We start from the raw sequence: 17,452 nt of genomic DNA on the forward strand, positions 1-17,452 counted from the left end.
GTTGACGCAACTGAGGTCTTCATACACCTTTTCAAGACCTCTCTCATCCTTGGTTGACGCAACTGAGGTCTTCATACACCTTCTCAAGACCTCTCTCATCCTTGGTTGACGCAACTGAGGTCTTCATACACCTTCTCAAGACCTTTCCTATCCTTACTTGAAGCAACTGAGGTCTTAAGATGAGATTTTTCTTACGAAATATAATCATAAAAACAGTCACCCGACTTCAAGGCGGGTGACCATTGTTATTATTATGGATATAGACGGTTTAGTAATCTTGGGAATGGAATTGCTTCACGGACGTGCTCTGTTCCGCTGATCCATGCGACCGTACGTTCAAGGCCTAGTCCAAAGCCTGAATGAGGCACTGAGCCGTATTGACGAAGCTCTAAGTACCACTTATATGCATCAGACTCCAAGTTATGCTCTTCTAAGCGTTGTTTTAACAGGTTATAGTCATGAATACGTTCAGATCCACCAATGATTTCTCCGTAGCCTTCAGGTGCGATAAGGTCTGCACACAACACTACATCGTCTCGCTCAGGGTGTGGTTGCATGTAGAATGGTTTGATTCCTACAGGATAATGCGTAATGAAAACAGGCATTTCATAGCTTTCAGCAATCGCCGTTTCATGAGGTGCACCGAAATCATCGCCCCACTGGATATCATCAAAACCTTTTTCATTTAAGAATTTAATGGCATCATCGTAAGAAATTCTTGGGAATGGAGCTTGGATTTTTTCAAGCTTTGATACATCTCTATCCAGAATTCCCAATTCCAATTTACAGTTTTTCACAACTGATTGAACGATGAAAGAAACATATTGCTCTTGAACAACAAGGTTGTCTTCGAACTCATAGAACGCCATCTCAGGCTCAATCATCCAGAACTCAATTAGGTGACGTCTTGTTTTAGATTTTTCCGCACGGAATGTCGGTCCGAATGAGAATACTTTACCAAGCGCCATTGCTGCAGCTTCCATGTAAAGTTGTCCACTTTGAGATAGATATGCGTCTTCGTCAAAGTATTTCGTAGCAAACAGTTCAGATGTTCCTTCCGGAGCACTGCCTGTTAAGATTGGAGGATCTACTTTAGAGAACCCATTATCGTTAAAGAATTCGTAAGTCGCACGAATTACTTCATTTCTAATTTTCATGATGGCATGTTGTTTTTTGGAACGCAACCATAAGTGGCGGTTGTCCATTAAGAATTCTGTTCCATGATTTTTTGGAGTGATTGGGTAGTCAACCGCTTCATGAATCACTTCTACTCCTGTTACACCTAGCTCGTAACCGAATGGGGATCTTTCGTCCTCACGCACGATTCCCGTTACATATACAGAAGTTTCTTGCGTAACAGATTTTGCTGCTTGGAATACAGACTCATCTACTTCCGCTTTTACAACTACCCCTTGAATAAACCCGGAACCGTCACGTAATTGTAGGAATGCAATCTTCCCGCTTGATCTTTTGTTGGCAATCCAAGCACCAATGGTTACTTCTTCTCCAACATGTTTATGTACTTCAGATATTGTTGTTTTCACTACTTTATTCCCTCCAGCATTGTTCTTGCAATGTATTTACACTTTTATGTACATATCCTCTATTATACAAGCCTGTAATATGGTAAGCAAACACTTTTCCATACATTCTATAAAAGGGGAAAGCTAAGTAATATTACTTAGCCGCCACTTTTGCCATATAGTTTGCGATTCGCTCAACAGCACTTTCCAATAAGTCAAGACTTGTTGCATAAGAAAGACGAACATAATCATCCGCTCCAAATCCGGAACCAGGGACAAGTGCCACTTTTTCTTCTTCCAGCAAAGCTTTTACAAAACTGTCTACGTCATTAAAACCAGCCATTTTTGCAGCTTCAATCGCTTTAGGGAACAGGTAGAAAGCTCCTTGTGGTTTAAGACAATGGAATCCTGGAATTTGATTCAGTTTTTCAAAAATGATATTCAGCCTTTCTTCAAACGCTTCACGCATTACTTCTACATCATCCTGCGGGCCTTGATATGCAGCAATGGTTGCATATTGGGAGATGGATGTAGGGTTGGATGTACTATGACTTGCTAAGTTTGTCATCGCGCTGATAATGGTCTGGTTCCCTACAGCATATCCTATTCTCCAACCAGTCATAGAATGGGACTTAGAAACGCCGTTAATGATGACTGTTTGCTCTTTCAGTTCCGGAGAAAGTTGAGCGATAGATACGTGCTTGTTTCCATCGTATAGAAGCTTTTCATAAATCTCATCCGATACAATTAGAATATTATGCTCAAGACATACTTTCCCTAATTCTTCTAATTCTTCCTTCGTGTAAACCATACCTGTTGGGTTACTTGGAGAGTTCAATACTACTGCTTTCGTCTTTGGAGTGATCGTGGCTTTCAGTTGCTCCGCAGTAATTTTAAATTGATTTTCTTCCTTCCCTTCTACATATACAGGTACTCCTTCAGCAAGCTTTACTTGTTCTGGGTAACTAACCCAATAAGGAGTTGGAATGATCACTTCGTCCCCTTCATCAAGGATAACTTGGAAAAGTGTATATAGAGCGTGTTTGGCACCGATGCAGACAATAACTTCGGACGGTTTGTAAGTTAATTCTTGATCCCGCTCAAGCTTGTTGATGATTTCTTTTTTTAATGCAGGCAGTCCACCTGATGGCGTGTATTTAGTAAATCCTTTATCCATTGCCTCTTTTGCAGCGTCCATTATATGTGCCGGTGTATTAAAGTCAGGTTCACCTGCGCCTAAACCAATGACATCATGACCTGCGTCTTTAAGTTCCTTTGCCTTGGCCGTAATTTCCAAAGTTGTGGATGGTGTTAATGTTGATACCCTTTTGGCTAATTTCATTTTTACTTCCTCCCGCTACCATTAAAAGATTATTCGTTGAAAGTATTCTCCATTTTCGAATTTCACGTAATAGAGATTATATTGATCATTGCTGTCTTTAAATTTAATTTCCCACAATGGAGTGTTTTTTTCCATCGCTAGAGAGATGGAAATAATCTCTTTCGGTTCCCTGTCTGTTTGAAGATAGTTCAACACTTCTTCTTTTGGGATTCCGTCTTTCTTTTTCATTGTATGGACAATTTCCTTGCTTTCTTTCACCCACACAACAAGTTCTTCTTTTTCGCTGTCCATTCCTTGTACAATAACATAGGAATTTGTACCATTGTATGCCGCTACTTCTTCCACTGTTTGTAGCTCTGCCCCTTTTTGGGCAACTGCCACCCCTTTTTCTATCTCATCTTTAACTGGTGACATGGCTGTTTGATATATAGAGATAAATTGCCACAAAAAGATGATGGCAACCATAATAATGCTAAAAATAATCCACTTTTTCATTTCATCACTTCTTTATGTACGATATATTGTAAAAACTGCTTTTTCTTTATCATCCTGGTCTAAAGCCAAGCCGAACATAAGGTTTTCTCTTTTTAATGTTCTGTTTAATGTATCCACGATTTTATATAAATCGGATGAATTCTCCACTGTCACAGTTGACAAGACCTCTATTTTACTTTCCATCCCAAAATCCTCCTGCGTTTAAACAATTTTTGTTACTTATACTGACCTGTATTGTCGGTTAGAATATAAGTACTGAATCACCTATAGTGTTCAAACACATTATAACAGTTTCTATTCAGTTAAGTACATTGATGTACGTGAAAGTATAAAATTTGCTCCTATCCCACACCAACTTGATGGGTGAATCTTTCTAATATGGAAGATTCACCCCTTTTTTAGTTATGGTTTCATAAACGTCGCAGTTGATTTCCGCAAAAGGCTTCGCTTTCCTAGGGGCGCTGCTGGAGCCTCCTCGGCTTTGCCTGCGGGGTCTCCACCTAGCGCTATCTCCCTCAGGAGTCTTCGCCTTTTGCTCCAATCAACTGCTTTAGGTCTAATTTATTCTACTCATAATGGCAAAGAAGGAGTCTTTTTTGACGATGGCGTTTGGGATGGATTGTAGGAAGGTGTTACCGTATCTTTTTTCCACCACTCGCTTATCAAAGATAAATATTTCTTTTGGACCTTCTGCTTCTAAAAAGCGACTTATCATTGCTTTAAATCTTAGTACTGCTATTGGTAATGATACATCTGTGAATGAATTGCGGCCTTGTCCTTCAATAGTGGCAATTTTAGCTGCCATCACCGGTTCATCCATTGACTTAAATGGCAGTCGCATGATCACGAGTGTGTCTATTTTTTCATCTTGTAGGTTAACTTCTTCTAGGAATCCGTTTGTTACAAACAAAATGGCTTTTTCGAAATTGGCTGCAGCTTTAAGAATTTTTTGCTTTCCGCCAGACAAGCTGCTTTGACTCACCACTACAGTTTCTTCTGCATTTGGCAGGGATTTGATTGCTTGGTAAACAGCACTCAACATTTCAAGGGAAGAAAAGGTGACAAGAATTCTTCCGCCCCTATCTTCTAAAAGCTCTAAAAGTTGCATGGCAGCGATCTCGTTAAATGCTTCATTTTTCCCTCTTGTAATTGCCGGCATGTCTGTCGGAATAAATACGCCTGGATAATTAGTTCCTGCGTTTTCAACAGATATGGTCTTGGGGTAAAAGTCTGTCAGCCCTAACTCCTCAAGCATGTAGTCAAAGTTTTTGTCCACACTTAACGCAGGTGAAACAAAGAGCACACTGCTCTTTTGCTGATAAAATTTTTCAGCAAGATTACCGGAAACATCAAGTGGTTGCTCATAGATGGTAACCGAATTTTTTGCCCCTTTAGTGTGAACATCAAACCATGTTAATCCATGCTTCTCAACACTGAATAACAGGGCGTGAAAGGTATCCCTCATTTTTTTTAAAGGTGTTGATTCAGCCTCTTTCTCCAATGATAAAAGGACTTCTGTCAACTTCATATACAACCTTTGGGCAGCTTCTAGAACAGCATACCACCCTGGTGATTTTTCCTTCAACACATCATATCTGTATATTACTCTTGATTGACCTTTCTTTGTTCTCAAAAGGCAGTAACTTCGTATCAACCGGAAAGCCTCGTCCAGCTCTTCTTTTGCCTGTTGGACGACAGTGGTGTCCTTTAGTCTTGATAAGGTAAAATATAAATCCAGGTAGCTGATTTCTTTCCCAAGGAACCTGCCTACACTTTCTTGAAACAGTCCTGCATCTTCTACAAGAAAATAATCCATTTGCATGAATGCTTCGGGTTTCCAAATCTCCTTTGCCAGGAACATATGATTAGTAAAGATGATAGAGGCACTTTTCACTCTATTCTTTGCTCTAGTATAAAAACAGAGATCATCCAAAGAGTCATCTGTTGAAACTCCGTAAGAACAGTTTATTGAATCCCAAAGCAACCTTCCACCAGACGATAGAGAGAGCTCTTCCATATCTCCTGTTTCCGTTTCCGTTAACCAAACGAGAATCTGCGCCTTTGTTAATACAGCATCATAGTTATCGTCCGCTTCTGCTAGGACCGTAACTAACCTCGACAAGCTTAAATAATAATACTTTCCTTTTATTTCTGATAACAGAAATGCTGCATGCTTATTTTGTGATAATATTTGTTGTTCAAGCTCCTGCTTCGTTTCTTTTGTTGCAGAACTCACTACCACTTTTTTATTATTTTCCAGAGCAAAAGCGAGTGCACCTAACGTATGCAATTTGTGGGAGGCTGTAATTTCCAATAAACCATGTTGCCGAGCATCAAGCAGGGCAGTTAATTCTTTATCAAAGGGACTTAATAAGCCTTTCACTCCGGTTAGCATCTCGCTTTTGGCTTTTTCTAGTTCTTCTATAGGCTCTAGCGAAGCTTTTCTAACAGCTAGCTTCTCATCATATAGAACATGGTTAAGAGAAGATGACACACCCTTTTGTTGAAATAATAGGTGAATATCACTCTTCATCGTATGTAAGAATGTATGTAATTGGTTTATCGTAACGGAAGGAAGACTTTGAATCTTCTTCAAAAGCTTCAGAAAAATAATGGCGGTAGCTTCTGCATCACTATCCGCTCTATGTGGATTATCATGATTCAATTCATAATAAATCGATAAATCCGTTAATTTATAGCTTTTCTGTGTAGGCAGTAAAATCCTTGCCATTTCCACTGTATCAAATGTATTTCCTGAAAATGTGGGATGACCGCTTGTTTTCAGCTCATGTTGTAAAAAAGAAAGATCAAAAGGTACATTGTGTGCCACTAATGATGATCCTTTTAGCATTTCACACAGCATAGGAGCGATTTGTGCAAACGTTGGTGCCCGATCGACCATTTCCTGATTAATATTGGTTAGTTGTTCAATAAAAGGCGGAATGGTACATTGAGGGTTCACAAAACTTGCAAAGCGCTCGACTATTTCACCATCTTCTATTAAAACAGCGCCAACTTGTATTATTTTGTCATTTTTCTTGGGAGTATTCCCTGTCGTTTCCAAGTCAAGAACGACAAACCGCTGTTTCATTTCATTCCACCTCATTACATCTCTTCAACATATATAAAAGGTACCATAGACACGAACTGAAAAAAATATGTATTTTTATTTTTCCCATGTTTAAATAGAAAAACCCCCTGTTTTGAGGGGGAATTCCACTTAACAGTTGATTTTCGTGCCTTCCACTACAATCAAGGTTGTTGCATTCAAATTTATACCATAACGGTTGCGGCTGGTTCTGTGCCTAGCATTTCGATTATTTCGTTGTTTTCGTTCATGACCGCGACTTTAGGTTGATGGTCTTTTACTTTTTCCTCAGCCATCATTGCATAGGATATAACGATTATAACATCTCCTTCTTGCACTAGTCTTGCGGCCGCACCATTTAGGCAGAAGTCTTTTCCGCCTCTTTTACCTGGTATAATATATGTTTCAAAACGCGCACCATTATTATTGTTAACAATTTGCACTTTTTCGTTAGCAGCCATACCAACTGCATCGAGAATGTCCTCGTCAATAGTGATACTGCCTACATAATTCAAATTAGATTCTGTAACCCTAGCTCGATGTATTTTTGCATTCATTAGTGTACGAAACAATTACTATTCCCCCTTAGAGTATGAAAAAACAATGTTGTCTATTAGCCTTGCCTTTGAAAATTTCACTGCAATAGCAATGATGATGGTCTCCTCTTCCTTTACCTTCTTCCGTTCTTGAAGGGTCGGGTACGCGTAGATCTCCACATATTCCGCTTTGTATCCTGTATGAAGGAAAATATACTCCTCTATTTCTTTTTTAACGGAATGGACATCCATTCCTTCTTCCAATTTCACTTTGCCGAGTGTAAGTGCTTGGTACAGGGATGGGGCTTTGCTTCTCTCCCCTTCACTCAAATACACATTGCGGGAGCTTTTCGCAAGACCGTCTTCTTCCCGGACTGTCCCCACTCTGACCAATTCAATTGGCAGATGGTAGTCTTTTATCAAACCGTCAATCACGGCAACTTGCTGTGCATCCTTCATGCCGAAGTAAGCTGTGTCTGGTGTGACAATCTGAAACAGTTTCATGACAACGGTCGCTACTCCGTCAAAGTGGCCCGGACGATGTTTTCCACAAAGAACATCCACTCGTTGTTCCACTTTAATGATCGTTGTACGGTTCTCTTTGTACATTTCTTCTACTGAAGGGTAAAAAAGATAGTCCACTCCACGTAATTTTGCAATCTCTTCATCCCGTTCAAAGTCACGTGGATAAGCCTCTAAATCTTCATTAGGTCCGAATTGCAAAGGGTTTACAAAAATGCTTAACACGACGATGTCATTGTTTTCACGAGCTTCTTTTAGTAAAGTTTGATGCCCTTCATGAAGAAAACCCATGGTAGGAACGAAACCGACTTTTTTCCCTTGCTGTTTTTCTATTTTAATGACATGTTGCATGTCAGATATGTGTTTAATAATTTTCACGTTTCTTATCCCCCATATAATCGATGCAGCGTTTCCTCTTTCATCGTAAAACTATGTTCCGGCTTAGGAAAAATATTTTCTTTCACCTCATGAACATACTGTTGCAGACCATCTTTCATCAACACCTGGGAATCCACATAGGATTGCACAAATTTCGGAACCCGGTCTACTCCGTATTTCACGACATCATGGTAAACGAGCACCTGACCGTCCACATCAACACCTGCACCTATCCCGATTACAGGGATGGTAAGTTGAGCAGCTATATCCTTGGCAAGTTGCTTTGGCACGCATTCTAAAACCAGAGCCATTGCCCCAGCCTCTTCAGCTGTCCTTGCATCTTGAATCATTTTCTTGGCACTTTCCACATCTTTCCCTTGCACTTTATAGCCTCCAAGGACACCCACTGATTGCGGCGTCAGACCTAAATGTGCCACCACTGGTATTCCAGCGCTTGTCAAAGAGGAAATAACATGGAACACTTCCCCGCCGCCTTCCACTTTCAACGCATGTGCCCCTGAATCCTGAACAATCCTTTTGGCATTCAAAAGGGTGTTTTCCATGGAAAGATGATAGGACATGAAAGGCATATCTGTTACGACAAACGTAGATGGTGCCCCGCGTTTTACTGCCTTGGTATGATGAATCATGTCATCCACCGTAACAGGTACCGTCGATTCATAACCAAGGACGACCATGCCAAGAGAATCTCCCACAAGTATCATGTCCACTCCCGCTTCTTCTGCGAGCTTGGCAGATGGGTAGTCGTATGCCGTTAACATGGCGATTTTTTCCTTGTTTTTTTTCATTTTCAAAAAGTCCGATGTAGTTTTCATTTTCCTTCCTCCTTTTTAATAAGGGGAGGAAAAGAACCGAAAAAAATCCCTCTTTTGCGCATGCGAAAGAAGGATGTTGTGTACAGCTCAAAAAAATCATTCAGTTCAATCCCTCTGTCCCAGTCCTTTGGATCAAGGCAGATATTTGGTTGGTTGTTAAAATAACTAAAAAGTTGTCAGGTGCAGTTCTTTTATAGATACTGCCCAACACCACTATTATAGTGTAAGTGATGAAAGAATGCCATCATTTAATCGCTTCCAATTTGTATATCCGCTGAGTGTATATAGTGGACTACTTCTTGGTCATCTTCTAGCATTAACACACCGTCTTCTGTTATCCCCTTTGCTCTTCCTTCAAGGGTACCTGTTATCGTACGGGCAATAATTCTCTTTCCAATACTGATAGCATAGGACTCCCATAGTAGTTTTATCGGATAAAACCCATGTTGGAGATATTTTTGATACAAATTTTCAAATTTCAGGAGAATGGTTTGTATAAGCTCTGCACGATTGACTTTTTCCCCGAGTTCTATGGACAAGGAGGTTGCAATGGAATGAAGATCTTCAGGGAATTGTTCCAAAGATTGATTCACATTTATCCCCATGCCGATAATGACAGAATTGATTTTATCTGCTTCTGCCTGCATTTCAGTCAGGATACCGACTGTCTTCTTTTTATTGATCAATATATCATTAGGCCATTTAATATCAGGACGCAAGCCGGTCACCTCTTCAATCGCCTGAGTAATCGCAACTGCTGTCAATAACGTCAATTGGGGTGCTTTGGCAGGTGGTAAGTTAGGACGTAAAATCAAACTCATCCAAACACCGGTATATTTTGGTGAATACCAGGCCCTGCTTAATCTCCCTCTGCCGGAAGTTTGTTCCTCCGCCACCACCAATGTCCCCTCAGGTACACCGTCATAGGCTAATTGATGGGCAATTTTTTGGGTCGAAGTGACGTAATCTTCAAAATGGATTTTCCGCCCCAGTGTTTCCGTTTTTAACCCTAAAGAGATCTCATTGTGGGATATTTTATCGGGAATTGTTTTTATGCGGTATCCTTTTCTTCTTACTGCCTCAAGCTCATACCCTTCCTGCCTCAAGTCTTCGATATGTTTCCAAACGGCTGTTCGTGAGCACCCTAACTCTTCGCTTATCTTTTGGCCGGAAAGGAAGTCACCTTCAATTTCAGTGAACATTTTTAATAGTTTGGATCGTATTTCTGTAGCCAATTGTACACCCACTCCTTCAAAGCCGCTCTTTCATTTTCTGTTTTCTCATGAATCAAAGCCATCTCCATGTCTGAGAGTATCTCGGAAATCCACTTTCCTCGTTTTCCTCCTGCCAGTTCCATTAGGTCATGACCGTCGAACACAATATCTTTCAAACTGTATATCGGCAAATTCTCATATAATTCATATATCTTCTTTTTAGAGGTTTCTTCGTCCAAACCTAGCACACACATCACTTGGTGAGCTTCTAGTGACCGCTCAAGTCCCGCTCTGTATACAGATTCCCTTTGCCATCCATCTTGTTGGATCTTTTCCATAAGCAGTAAGTTCTCTATTACTGACTTATTGATCTTCTTTGGCAGTTTCCAACTCGTTAAAAAACCTTCCACTACATGCTTGTCAATCTTCAAAGTGTATGCCAATATCGTCCAAATTGCTGACCGGTTTTTAATGCTTTGGAGCGGCATGTCCCCTAGCTCCAACAATTGCTTTTCTTTCCCTTCAAGCTGCGGGAGGAAAGAATGAAGGCCTGCGGTGACCAAAAGTTCTAATCCAAACTTAATCCCTTGTCCAAGTAAAAGCTTTTCCATTTCTATCGTTTTTCTTTCAATAGAAACGTTCGCAAGCAGCGCTTTGTCTTTTTGAATTCCCAAAAAAGTGTCTGCTTCTAAAGAAAAGGACAATTGACTGGCAAACCGGACAGCACGAAGCATTCTCAAGGCATCCTCCTTGAAGCGGTCCGTAGCCCTGCCTACAGTCCGAATGACTTTCCTGTTTATATCCTTCTCTCCGTCAAATGGATCAAGAATTTTACCGACTTTATTCATCGCAATTGCATTCATCGTGAAATCTCTTCGTTTCAAGTCTTCCTCTAAGCTCTTCACAAAGATCACTTCATCTGGATGCCGATTATCTGTATAGTTTCCATCTGTACGGAACGTTGTCACTTCATAGCTTTCCTCTTCTGAAGAAACAACAATGATTGTTCCATGTTCCGCACCGACATCTACCGTTTTTGGAAATATGGCTTGTATTTCTTCTGGAGTGGCGGAAGTGGCAATATCAATATCCCCTATCACTCTGTCCATCAGGGTATCCCGAACAGAGCCCCCTACAAAGTAAGCTTCATGTCCGTTCTCTTCTAAACGCTCAATGATTTCGATTCCTTGTCGGAAGGCTTTGTTCATGGTTACTCCCCCGTTTTCATCCCTCGTGCTTAATCAATTGTTTATACATATCTTCATACTGTTGCACTATTCTCCGTGAACTGAAATGTTCTTTCACACGAGAAATGGCATTTTCAGCAAACTCTTTATGAAGTGTTGCATTATCCAATATTCTTACTGCATTTTTCGCTATATCTTCCACATCTCCAACATCACTTAAGAATCCGGTTACTCCATCGTCTATCACTTCTGGAATTCCACCAATCTTGGTGCCTACAGAAGGAACACCGCACGCCATTGCTTCTAATAACACCAGTCCGAAACTCTCTTTTTCTGATAAAAGTAACATAAGGTCACTGATAGAGTACAAATCCTCAAGGTTTTCCTGCTTTCCTAGGAATAGCACCTTATCTTTTAATCCAAGTTCTTTTACTAAATTACAGACTACTGAAATTTCGGGTCCATCTCCAACAAGCAGCAACTTGGATGGTACTTGTTTTTCAATCAAATGGAATGACTTCACTACATCTTGAACCCGCTTTACTTTTCGGAAATTGGACACATGGATGACGACTTTTTCAACATCTGATATGCCATATTGCGTTTTCAGGTCCTGCGTATCCTTTTTAGAATAAACCCGTTCATCAATAAAATTATAAACAGTTTGAATGGCTTTTTGTGGTTGCAGAAGGTCATATGTCTGTTGAACAAGCGACTCAGAAACTGCTGTTACCACATCCGACCCTTCTATTCCAAAACGGATCATATCATTTAACGATGGATCGTAGCCTAAAACCGTGATGTCCGTTCCATGCAGTGTGGTTACTATTTTTAATTTGTCATCCGTCATTTTTTTTGCCAAATAAGCACAAACGGCATGTGGAATGGCATAGTGGACATGCAGCAAGTCTAACTTTTCCCTTTTTGCCACTTCTGCCATCTTGCTTGCTAAAGCCAAGTCATAAGGCGGGTATTGAAACACAGAGTACTGATTCACCTGTACTTCATGATAATAAATATTGCTATACACTTTATTTAGTCGAAAAGGCATACTTGAGGAGATGAAGTGAATTTCATGCCCTTTTTCTGCTAAGAGTTTCCCTAATTCTGTTGCAATTACCCCAGATCCCCCAACCGTTGGATAGCAGGTAATGCCTATTTTCAATTTCAATTAAATCCCACCTAGTAAATCATAGTTTAGGACAAGTGGTCCTTTGGCAAAAAAGCCTTCTGCATACTTGGAACCGATTTGCTTTCCATATGCCCGTTCGCGGCTGATGACTGCGTCCACATACCCATTGGTAAGAGGCGTGTCGACTCCGTCTTTATCTTTTTCAAATTGACTTGTATAAGCTTGAAGCGCCGATTCTTTTTTATTTATTTGATCAGATATATCTATGTAAAATTCGGGTTTATTCATCCCATTTATTTGATAAAAATATAGGTTTTCTGGTTTATGTGCCTTTTGGTTCTTATCGTCTTCCACCATTCTGACGCCAGAAGAAAACACGGCCTCTTCCACTAGCTTGGCGCAATTCCCATGATCAGGATGGCGGTCCTCATGGTAAGGGGCAAAGACAAGTCTTGGCCTATATGTTCGAATGACAGAAATAATCTCGGTTATGTATTCTTCTTTCATAAATAAGCCTCTATCGGGCAGTGAAAGCTGAATAAGTTCATCAAGTTCCAAAATACTTGCGGCTGTGGCTGCTTCTTTCTGACGGATTTCTACGGTTCCATTAGAAGATTTCTCTGCATGAGTCAAGTTACAAATGCCGGTTCTATAGCCTTTTTCTTTAAGCTTGGCAAGTGTTCCCGCCATACCGATTTCGACATCATCCGGGTGTGCCCCAAAAGCCAGGATGTCCAGTGGTTCAGTCATGGCTCTGTGCCTCTTTACCGTGAACAATCTCTCTCCAGCTAAGTTCTCCTCTTGCAAGGCCATGAATTAAAATTTCCGCAGTTCCCATATTGGTTGCCAGTGGAATGGAATACACATCACATAATCGAAGCAATGCCGTCACATCCGGTTCATGTGGTTGTGCAGTCAATGGATCACGGAAGAAAATCACCAAATCCATTTTATTTTGAGCAATCATGGCACCAATTTCTTGATCGCCGCCAAGTGGTCCGGACTTAAATCGATAAACAGTCAAACCTGTAGCCTCCGCAATTCTAAGGCCGGTTGTACCGGTCGCGAAAATCTCATGCTTTTCCAAAATGGTTTTATAAGCGGTAGCAAATTGTATCATATCCGGTTTTTTCTTATCGTGTGCAATTAAAGCTATCTTCATGACAGTTCCCCCGTTACTCGATAATATTTTCCAAGCCGTACACTAGCTCTTCCAAATTCATGATCGTTTCCACAGACAATTTAACACCAGACATGAAGCTTGCTCGATTGTAGGAATCATGGCGAATCGTCAAGGATTGTCCTTCTCCTCCAAACATCACTTCTTGGTGCGCAACAAGACCAGGCAGTCTGACACTATGAATGCGAATTCCGTCTTTCGTTTCTGCGCCTCTTGCTCCTTGGATTGTTTCCTCTTCCTCAGGATGACCCTGGCGTTTAGGCTCACGAGTTTTGGAAATAAGTTCTGCCGTCTTTATGGCTGTGCCAGACGGAGCATCCAATTTTCTGTCATGATGCAATTCCATGATTTCCACGTCTTGAAAATGCTTCGCTGCCATTTGGGCAAACTTCATCATGAGAATAGCCCCCACAGCAAAGTTCGGAGCAATAATGACACCGACTTTTTTGGATGCTGCAAGGTCTTTAAGTTCTTTAAGCTCCTCTTCATTAAAGCCGGTCGTGCCTACTACAGGGCGAATCCCATATTCCATCGCAAGCTTCGTATTGATCTTTCCGATTTCAGGAGTGGTAAGGTCGATGAGTACATCTGCTTCCACATCTTGAAAACAAGTTCTTGGGTCATTGTAAATTGGCGCATCAATTTTAGGAAACCCTTCCACATCAGAAAGCAGTCTGCCTTCATTCACTCTATCAAGGCAAGCAACCAACTGAAAATGTTCGGTATTATGTATTAAATCCACTGCTTCTCGTCCCATCCGTCCACGTGGGCCCGCAAGAATGATCTTGATGTTTTTCATTATTTCCCTTCCCCCTCAATCCTTGTCCATCTATCTTTATCTCTCGTTTGAAACTTTTCCATCACACGGTCGTGTGCTTCCTGTAAATCTATATTAAGAGAATTGGCGAAGCAGATCATGACAAACAGCATATCACCTAACTCTTCTTCCACCGTATTTTCTTTCTCTGTGCTTTTTTTCGGCTTTTCCCCATAATAGTGATTAACTTCCCGCGACAACTCACCAAGTTCCTCTGTCATCCTCGCAAGCATCGCTAACGGACTGAAATAACCTTCTTTAAACTGGGAAATATAATTGTCAACTTCCTTTTGCATCTCTTGCATCGTCTTTTCACTCATGCATATGTCACCTCACCCTATCATGTTAGCTAAAACCTTATCATTTGACAAATGATTGAGCTTGATTCTTTACTTCATCAGTTATCTCATTTACTTATCTTCCTCCTGTCTATTATAATAGAGAGGTTGTAAACTATCTAGGTCTTGGAGGTTCATCATGTTAAAAGGCTTGAAAATAAAAAATATTATCTACATACTGATCGGTTCTGCCATTTTTGCATTTGGTCTTGTCAACTTCAACATGCAAAACAATCTAGCAGAAGGCGGCTTTACTGGTATTACCTTGCTTTTATATTTTCTGTTCCGGTTCGATCCTTCCTATACCAACCTGTTACTGAATATCCCTATCTTTTTCATCGGTTGGAAGCTGCTTGGAAGAAACACGTTCTTTTACACATTGATCGGGACATTCAGCTTGTCCTTGTTTTTATGGATATTCCAAAGGGTTCCTTTGATGTTCCCCCCTCTTGAAGATGATTTGACTTTAGCAGCGTTGTTTGCAGGAGTATTCATCGGGATAGGTTTGGGAATTATTTTCCGATACGGAGGAACCACGGGCGGAGTCGATATTATCGCACGTCTTGCGCATAAGTACATTGGATGGAGTATGGGAAAAGCGATGTTCATGTTTGATGCTGTCGTTATTGTCCTCTCATTAATCATGTACTTAACCTACCAGGAAGCGATGTACACGCTTGTTGCTGTGTTTGTTGCCGCTCGTGTAATTGATTTTATGCAAGAAGGAGCTTATGCTGCCAAAGGGGCAACCATCATTTCCGAAAAGAATGAAGAAATCGCATCTAAGGTTCATGCGGAAATGGATCGCGGAGTGACTATATTACGTGGACAAGGCTCCTTTTCAAAGGTCGAACGCAATGTGTTGTATTGCGTTGTTGCGAAAAATGAGCTGGTAAAGTTGAAAAATGTCATCACCTCTGTTGATCCGCATGCGTTTGTGGCGGTCAGTGATGTACATGATGTGCTTGGCGAAGGATTTACGTTGGATGAGAATAAGAATCCGATGGAGCGCTAGGTATTGCTTTTGTAAGGTTAGCTGTGAAATTGTCTTGCATGCACTATGAAGACAGTTCCACAGCCTTTTTTCTGTTCAGATTGTCTTCATCACCCTTATAAAGACCGTTTCACAACGTTTTTCCTGTCAAAATTGTCTTCATCCACATCATGAAGACAGTTCCACTATAATTTCTGGCTCAAAAGTGTCTTCATTGCAAAAATAAAAAAGAGCAGCCACTAAAATGGCTGCTCCTAAACAACTAACTATTCCCTACTACCCAAATATATCAAAATAAACCTAACCAGCTCGGCTACCGCGACAGCAGCCGCTGCCACATAGGTCAATGCCGCCGCATTCAGTACCTTCTTTGTCTCCCGCTCTTCATTGTTATTAATGATACCAAGCGACACCACTTGATCCATCGCTCTATTTGAAGCGTCAAACTCAACAGGAAGCGTAACAAGTTGAAACAGCACTGCAGCTGCCATAAAGATGATCCCCACAAGAATCAGGTTACTTGCACCGAAGATTATCCCGGCGAAAATCAAGAAAAACGACATATTCGAACCAAGGCTAGCAACCGGTACTAAAGAATGACGAAACCGTAAAAATGCGTAATCCTGGTTGTCCTGAATGGCGTGGCCTACTTCGTGAGCAGCAATTGCCGCACCTGCTATGGAATTCCCGTGATAATTATGGGATGACAGTCTGATGGTTTTTGAGCGGGGATCATAATGGTCAGTCAAATGCCCCCTGGTCTCTTCCACCCTGACGTCGTGAATTCCGTTATCGTGTAAAATTCTCCTGGCAACCTCTGCTCCGGGCATCCCGGATGAGGAAGCAACTTTAGAATATTTTTTATAAGCGCTTTTCACTCTTGACTGCGCCCATAATGGGACAATCAGTAAGAAAGCAAAGTAGATTAGATACATTCCCAATCCCATTAGCAAGTCCCTCCTTAGCTTTATATCACAAAGCTATTGTAGTCTTCCTATTAGGATTATTTTATTTGCTTTATTTTATCCCTGTCAATCTTTAAGCTTTTTGCGCATCTCGAGTTTTTTAGCCCCCAAGTATTTACGGAAGGCTACATAAGAAAGTGTTAATAAAATAAAACTCCCTGTTGAAATCATCACCCATAAAAACGACGGGTCTGTCTCATCTTCTTTAAGCTCTTTAAAAAGGGATTTAAGATCGGCTTCAATTACCTGCATATCATCGAATTCCTCTGAATGGGAAAGCAAAGCCTCCCTGTTTTTATCTAAATAATCAATATGGGCATCGACTTTTTGTATATACTCTGGCTTAACATCCATCCTAACACTAGGATGAATCATATCGTATTCCAATAAGAGTCTACGATATAATAATTCATAAGTATCGCTGTCCCTCGTATCAACAGAATCCTTCAATTGTTGAAAAGTCATAATCAAAGGATCTTCCATCTCCACCCACATCGGCTGGTGTTCGGATGTCATGGCATCTACAGCCAAACGGAGTCTGATGATCGCCCTGACTTTTTCTTCGTGTGGAAGGAGTGTATCACTTAGGGAGGCCATTGATTGTTGATGAACGACAGAAATAATTCTTACCTCATCAGATGGGATCTGCTGGTTTGTCACCATCAGCTTTGTAAATTCGTCTGAAAAAATGTCGAGCAGGTTGTGCGCTTCTACATATCTTTCCGTTTTTACAAGCTGAAGAGCGTCATCCATAATAAAATTCAGAGCAAATGGCTCCAATGATTCATGAGAGTGTGCTTTTATACCTGTCGGGAAAATAAGTAAAAATAATAGAATGGCTACTATAAGTCTTTTTGCTTTCATCGCTTGTCCCTCCCATATTCTCTACTAAATGTTATGAGAGT

At 40.8% G+C, this 17,452-nt stretch carries 18 protein-coding genes; 1 reads left to right on the plus strand and 17 read right to left on the minus strand.

Features of this window, described 5'->3' with window-relative positions:
* Nucleotides 1-251 precede the first annotated feature (251 nt).
* From asnS to K7887_RS12425, 15 genes are all read right to left on the minus strand, one after another.
* Entirely contained in the window at nt 252-1,544 is a 1,293-nt protein-coding gene (gene asnS, locus K7887_RS12355; protein ID WP_223489552.1) for an asparagine--tRNA ligase, read from the minus strand.
* 133 nt (nt 1,545-1,677) lie between these two features.
* Entirely contained in the window at nt 1,678-2,865 is a 1,188-nt protein-coding gene (locus K7887_RS12360; RefSeq protein WP_223489554.1) for a pyridoxal phosphate-dependent aminotransferase, read from the minus strand.
* A gap of 21 nt (nt 2,866-2,886) precedes the next feature.
* Complete coding sequence (locus K7887_RS12365; protein ID WP_223489556.1) at nt 2,887-3,360, minus strand: cell wall elongation regulator TseB-like domain-containing protein; 474 nt, start codon at nt 3,358-3,360, stop codon at nt 2,887-2,889.
* Between the two features lie 12 nt (nt 3,361-3,372).
* Entirely contained in the window at nt 3,373-3,543 is a 171-nt protein-coding gene (locus tag K7887_RS12370) for a YpmA family protein (RefSeq protein ID WP_168862580.1), read from the minus strand.
* A gap of 373 nt (nt 3,544-3,916) precedes the next feature.
* On the minus strand, nt 3,917-6,451 hold the full coding sequence (locus tag K7887_RS12375; protein WP_223489557.1) for an exonuclease domain-containing protein: 2,535 nt from the start codon (nt 6,449-6,451) through the stop codon (nt 3,917-3,919).
* Between the two features lie 182 nt (nt 6,452-6,633).
* The gene (panD, locus tag K7887_RS12380; RefSeq protein ID WP_223489558.1) at nt 6,634-7,020 is read right to left on the minus strand and encodes an aspartate 1-decarboxylase; all 387 of its coding nucleotides are present in this window, start codon (nt 7,018-7,020) and stop codon (nt 6,634-6,636) included.
* Between the two features lie 3 nt (nt 7,021-7,023).
* Nucleotides 7,024-7,884: a pantoate--beta-alanine ligase gene (gene panC, locus K7887_RS12385; protein ID WP_223489559.1), complete on the minus strand. Its 861-nt coding sequence runs from the start codon at nt 7,882-7,884 to the stop codon at nt 7,024-7,026.
* 5 nt (nt 7,885-7,889) lie between these two features.
* Nucleotides 7,890-8,720 (minus strand): 3-methyl-2-oxobutanoate hydroxymethyltransferase, encoded by an 831-nt coding sequence (gene panB / locus K7887_RS12390; RefSeq protein ID WP_223489560.1) that lies wholly within the window; start codon nt 8,718-8,720, stop codon nt 7,890-7,892.
* 248 nt (nt 8,721-8,968) lie between these two features.
* Nucleotides 8,969-9,922 carry a biotin--[acetyl-CoA-carboxylase] ligase gene (locus tag K7887_RS12395; protein ID WP_223493640.1) on the minus strand — a complete coding sequence of 318 codons (954 nt, stop codon included), beginning with the start codon at nt 9,920-9,922 and terminating at the stop codon, nt 8,969-8,971.
* 2 nt (nt 9,923-9,924) lie between these two features.
* Nucleotides 9,925-11,142: a CCA tRNA nucleotidyltransferase gene (locus tag K7887_RS12400; protein ID WP_223489561.1), complete on the minus strand. Its 1,218-nt coding sequence runs from the start codon at nt 11,140-11,142 to the stop codon at nt 9,925-9,927.
* Between the two features lie 16 nt (nt 11,143-11,158).
* Entirely contained in the window at nt 11,159-12,292 is a 1,134-nt protein-coding gene (bshA, locus tag K7887_RS12405; RefSeq protein WP_223489562.1) for an N-acetyl-alpha-D-glucosaminyl L-malate synthase BshA, read from the minus strand.
* The gene (gene bshB1, locus K7887_RS12410; protein ID WP_223489563.1) at nt 12,293-13,003 is read right to left on the minus strand and encodes a bacillithiol biosynthesis deacetylase BshB1; all 711 of its coding nucleotides are present in this window, start codon (nt 13,001-13,003) and stop codon (nt 12,293-12,295) included.
* The gene (gene mgsA / locus K7887_RS12415) at nt 12,996-13,415 is read right to left on the minus strand and encodes a methylglyoxal synthase (protein ID WP_223489565.1); all 420 of its coding nucleotides are present in this window, start codon (nt 13,413-13,415) and stop codon (nt 12,996-12,998) included. Before mgsA ends, bshB1 begins: the two co-directional genes overlap by 8 nt.
* 13 nt (nt 13,416-13,428) lie before the next feature.
* Nucleotides 13,429-14,232 (minus strand): 4-hydroxy-tetrahydrodipicolinate reductase, encoded by an 804-nt coding sequence (gene dapB, locus K7887_RS12420; protein ID WP_223489566.1) that lies wholly within the window; start codon nt 14,230-14,232, stop codon nt 13,429-13,431.
* Nucleotides 14,232-14,570, minus strand: a complete 339-nt coding sequence (locus tag K7887_RS12425) for a nucleotide pyrophosphohydrolase (RefSeq protein WP_223489567.1) — start codon at nt 14,568-14,570, stop codon at nt 14,232-14,234. The genes dapB and K7887_RS12425 overlap by 1 nt, the downstream gene beginning before the upstream one ends.
* 157 nt (nt 14,571-14,727) lie before the next feature.
* Here K7887_RS12425 and K7887_RS12430 point away from each other — a divergent pair, with 157 nt between their 5' ends.
* Nucleotides 14,728-15,603 (plus strand): YitT family protein, encoded by an 876-nt coding sequence (locus K7887_RS12430; protein WP_148988378.1) that lies wholly within the window; start codon nt 14,728-14,730, stop codon nt 15,601-15,603.
* 245 nt (nt 15,604-15,848) lie between these two features.
* On the opposite strand, the gene K7887_RS12435 is transcribed toward K7887_RS12430, so the two are convergent.
* The gene (locus K7887_RS12435; RefSeq protein WP_223489568.1) at nt 15,849-16,529 is read right to left on the minus strand and encodes a zinc metallopeptidase; all 681 of its coding nucleotides are present in this window, start codon (nt 16,527-16,529) and stop codon (nt 15,849-15,851) included.
* Between the two features lie 84 nt (nt 16,530-16,613).
* Nucleotides 16,614-17,411, minus strand: a complete 798-nt coding sequence (locus K7887_RS12440; RefSeq protein WP_223489569.1) for a sporulation protein YpjB — start codon at nt 17,409-17,411, stop codon at nt 16,614-16,616.
* Nucleotides 17,412-17,452: the final 41 nt, after the last annotated feature.

The sequence above is a fragment of the Sutcliffiella horikoshii genome (assembly GCF_019931755.1).
Taxonomy (GTDB): domain Bacteria; phylum Bacillota; class Bacilli; order Bacillales; family Bacillaceae_I; genus Sutcliffiella_A; species Sutcliffiella_A horikoshii_E.

What these genes read in the sequence shown, in the direction of transcription:
- K7887_RS12400 (WP_223489561.1), bottom strand. Translation starts at nt 11,142, where the DNA reads ATGAACAAAGCCTTCCGACAAGGAATCGAAATCATTGAGCGTTTAGAA.
- K7887_RS12375 (WP_223489557.1), bottom strand. Translation starts at nt 6,451, where the DNA reads ATGAAACAGCGGTTTGTCGTTCTTGACTTGGAAACGACAGGGAATACT.
- K7887_RS12435 (WP_223489568.1), bottom strand. Translation starts at nt 16,529, where the DNA reads ATGGGATTGGGAATGTATCTAATCTACTTTGCTTTCTTACTGATTGTC.
- K7887_RS12440 (WP_223489569.1), bottom strand. Translation starts at nt 17,411, where the DNA reads ATGAAAGCAAAAAGACTTATAGTAGCCATTCTATTATTTTTACTTATT.
- mgsA (WP_223489565.1), bottom strand. Translation starts at nt 13,415, where the DNA reads ATGAAGATAGCTTTAATTGCACACGATAAGAAAAAACCGGATATGATA.
- K7887_RS12360 (WP_223489554.1), bottom strand. Translation starts at nt 2,865, where the DNA reads ATGAAATTAGCCAAAAGGGTATCAACATTAACACCATCCACAACTTTG.
- K7887_RS12430 (WP_148988378.1), top strand. Translation starts at nt 14,728, where the DNA reads ATGTTAAAAGGCTTGAAAATAAAAAATATTATCTACATACTGATCGGT.
- bshB1 (WP_223489563.1), bottom strand. Translation starts at nt 13,003, where the DNA reads ATGACTGAACCACTGGACATCCTGGCTTTTGGGGCACACCCGGATGAT.
- K7887_RS12365 (WP_223489556.1), bottom strand. Translation starts at nt 3,360, where the DNA reads ATGAAAAAGTGGATTATTTTTAGCATTATTATGGTTGCCATCATCTTT.
- K7887_RS12395 (WP_223493640.1), bottom strand. Translation starts at nt 9,922, where the DNA reads ATGTTCACTGAAATTGAAGGTGACTTCCTTTCCGGCCAAAAGATAAGC.
- K7887_RS12425 (WP_223489567.1), bottom strand. Translation starts at nt 14,570, where the DNA reads ATGAGTGAAAAGACGATGCAAGAGATGCAAAAGGAAGTTGACAATTAT.
- K7887_RS12370 (WP_168862580.1), bottom strand. Translation starts at nt 3,543, where the DNA reads ATGGAAAGTAAAATAGAGGTCTTGTCAACTGTGACAGTGGAGAATTCA.
- dapB (WP_223489566.1), bottom strand. Translation starts at nt 14,232, where the DNA reads ATGAAAAACATCAAGATCATTCTTGCGGGCCCACGTGGACGGATGGGA.
- panB (WP_223489560.1), bottom strand. Translation starts at nt 8,720, where the DNA reads ATGAAAACTACATCGGACTTTTTGAAAATGAAAAAAAACAAGGAAAAA.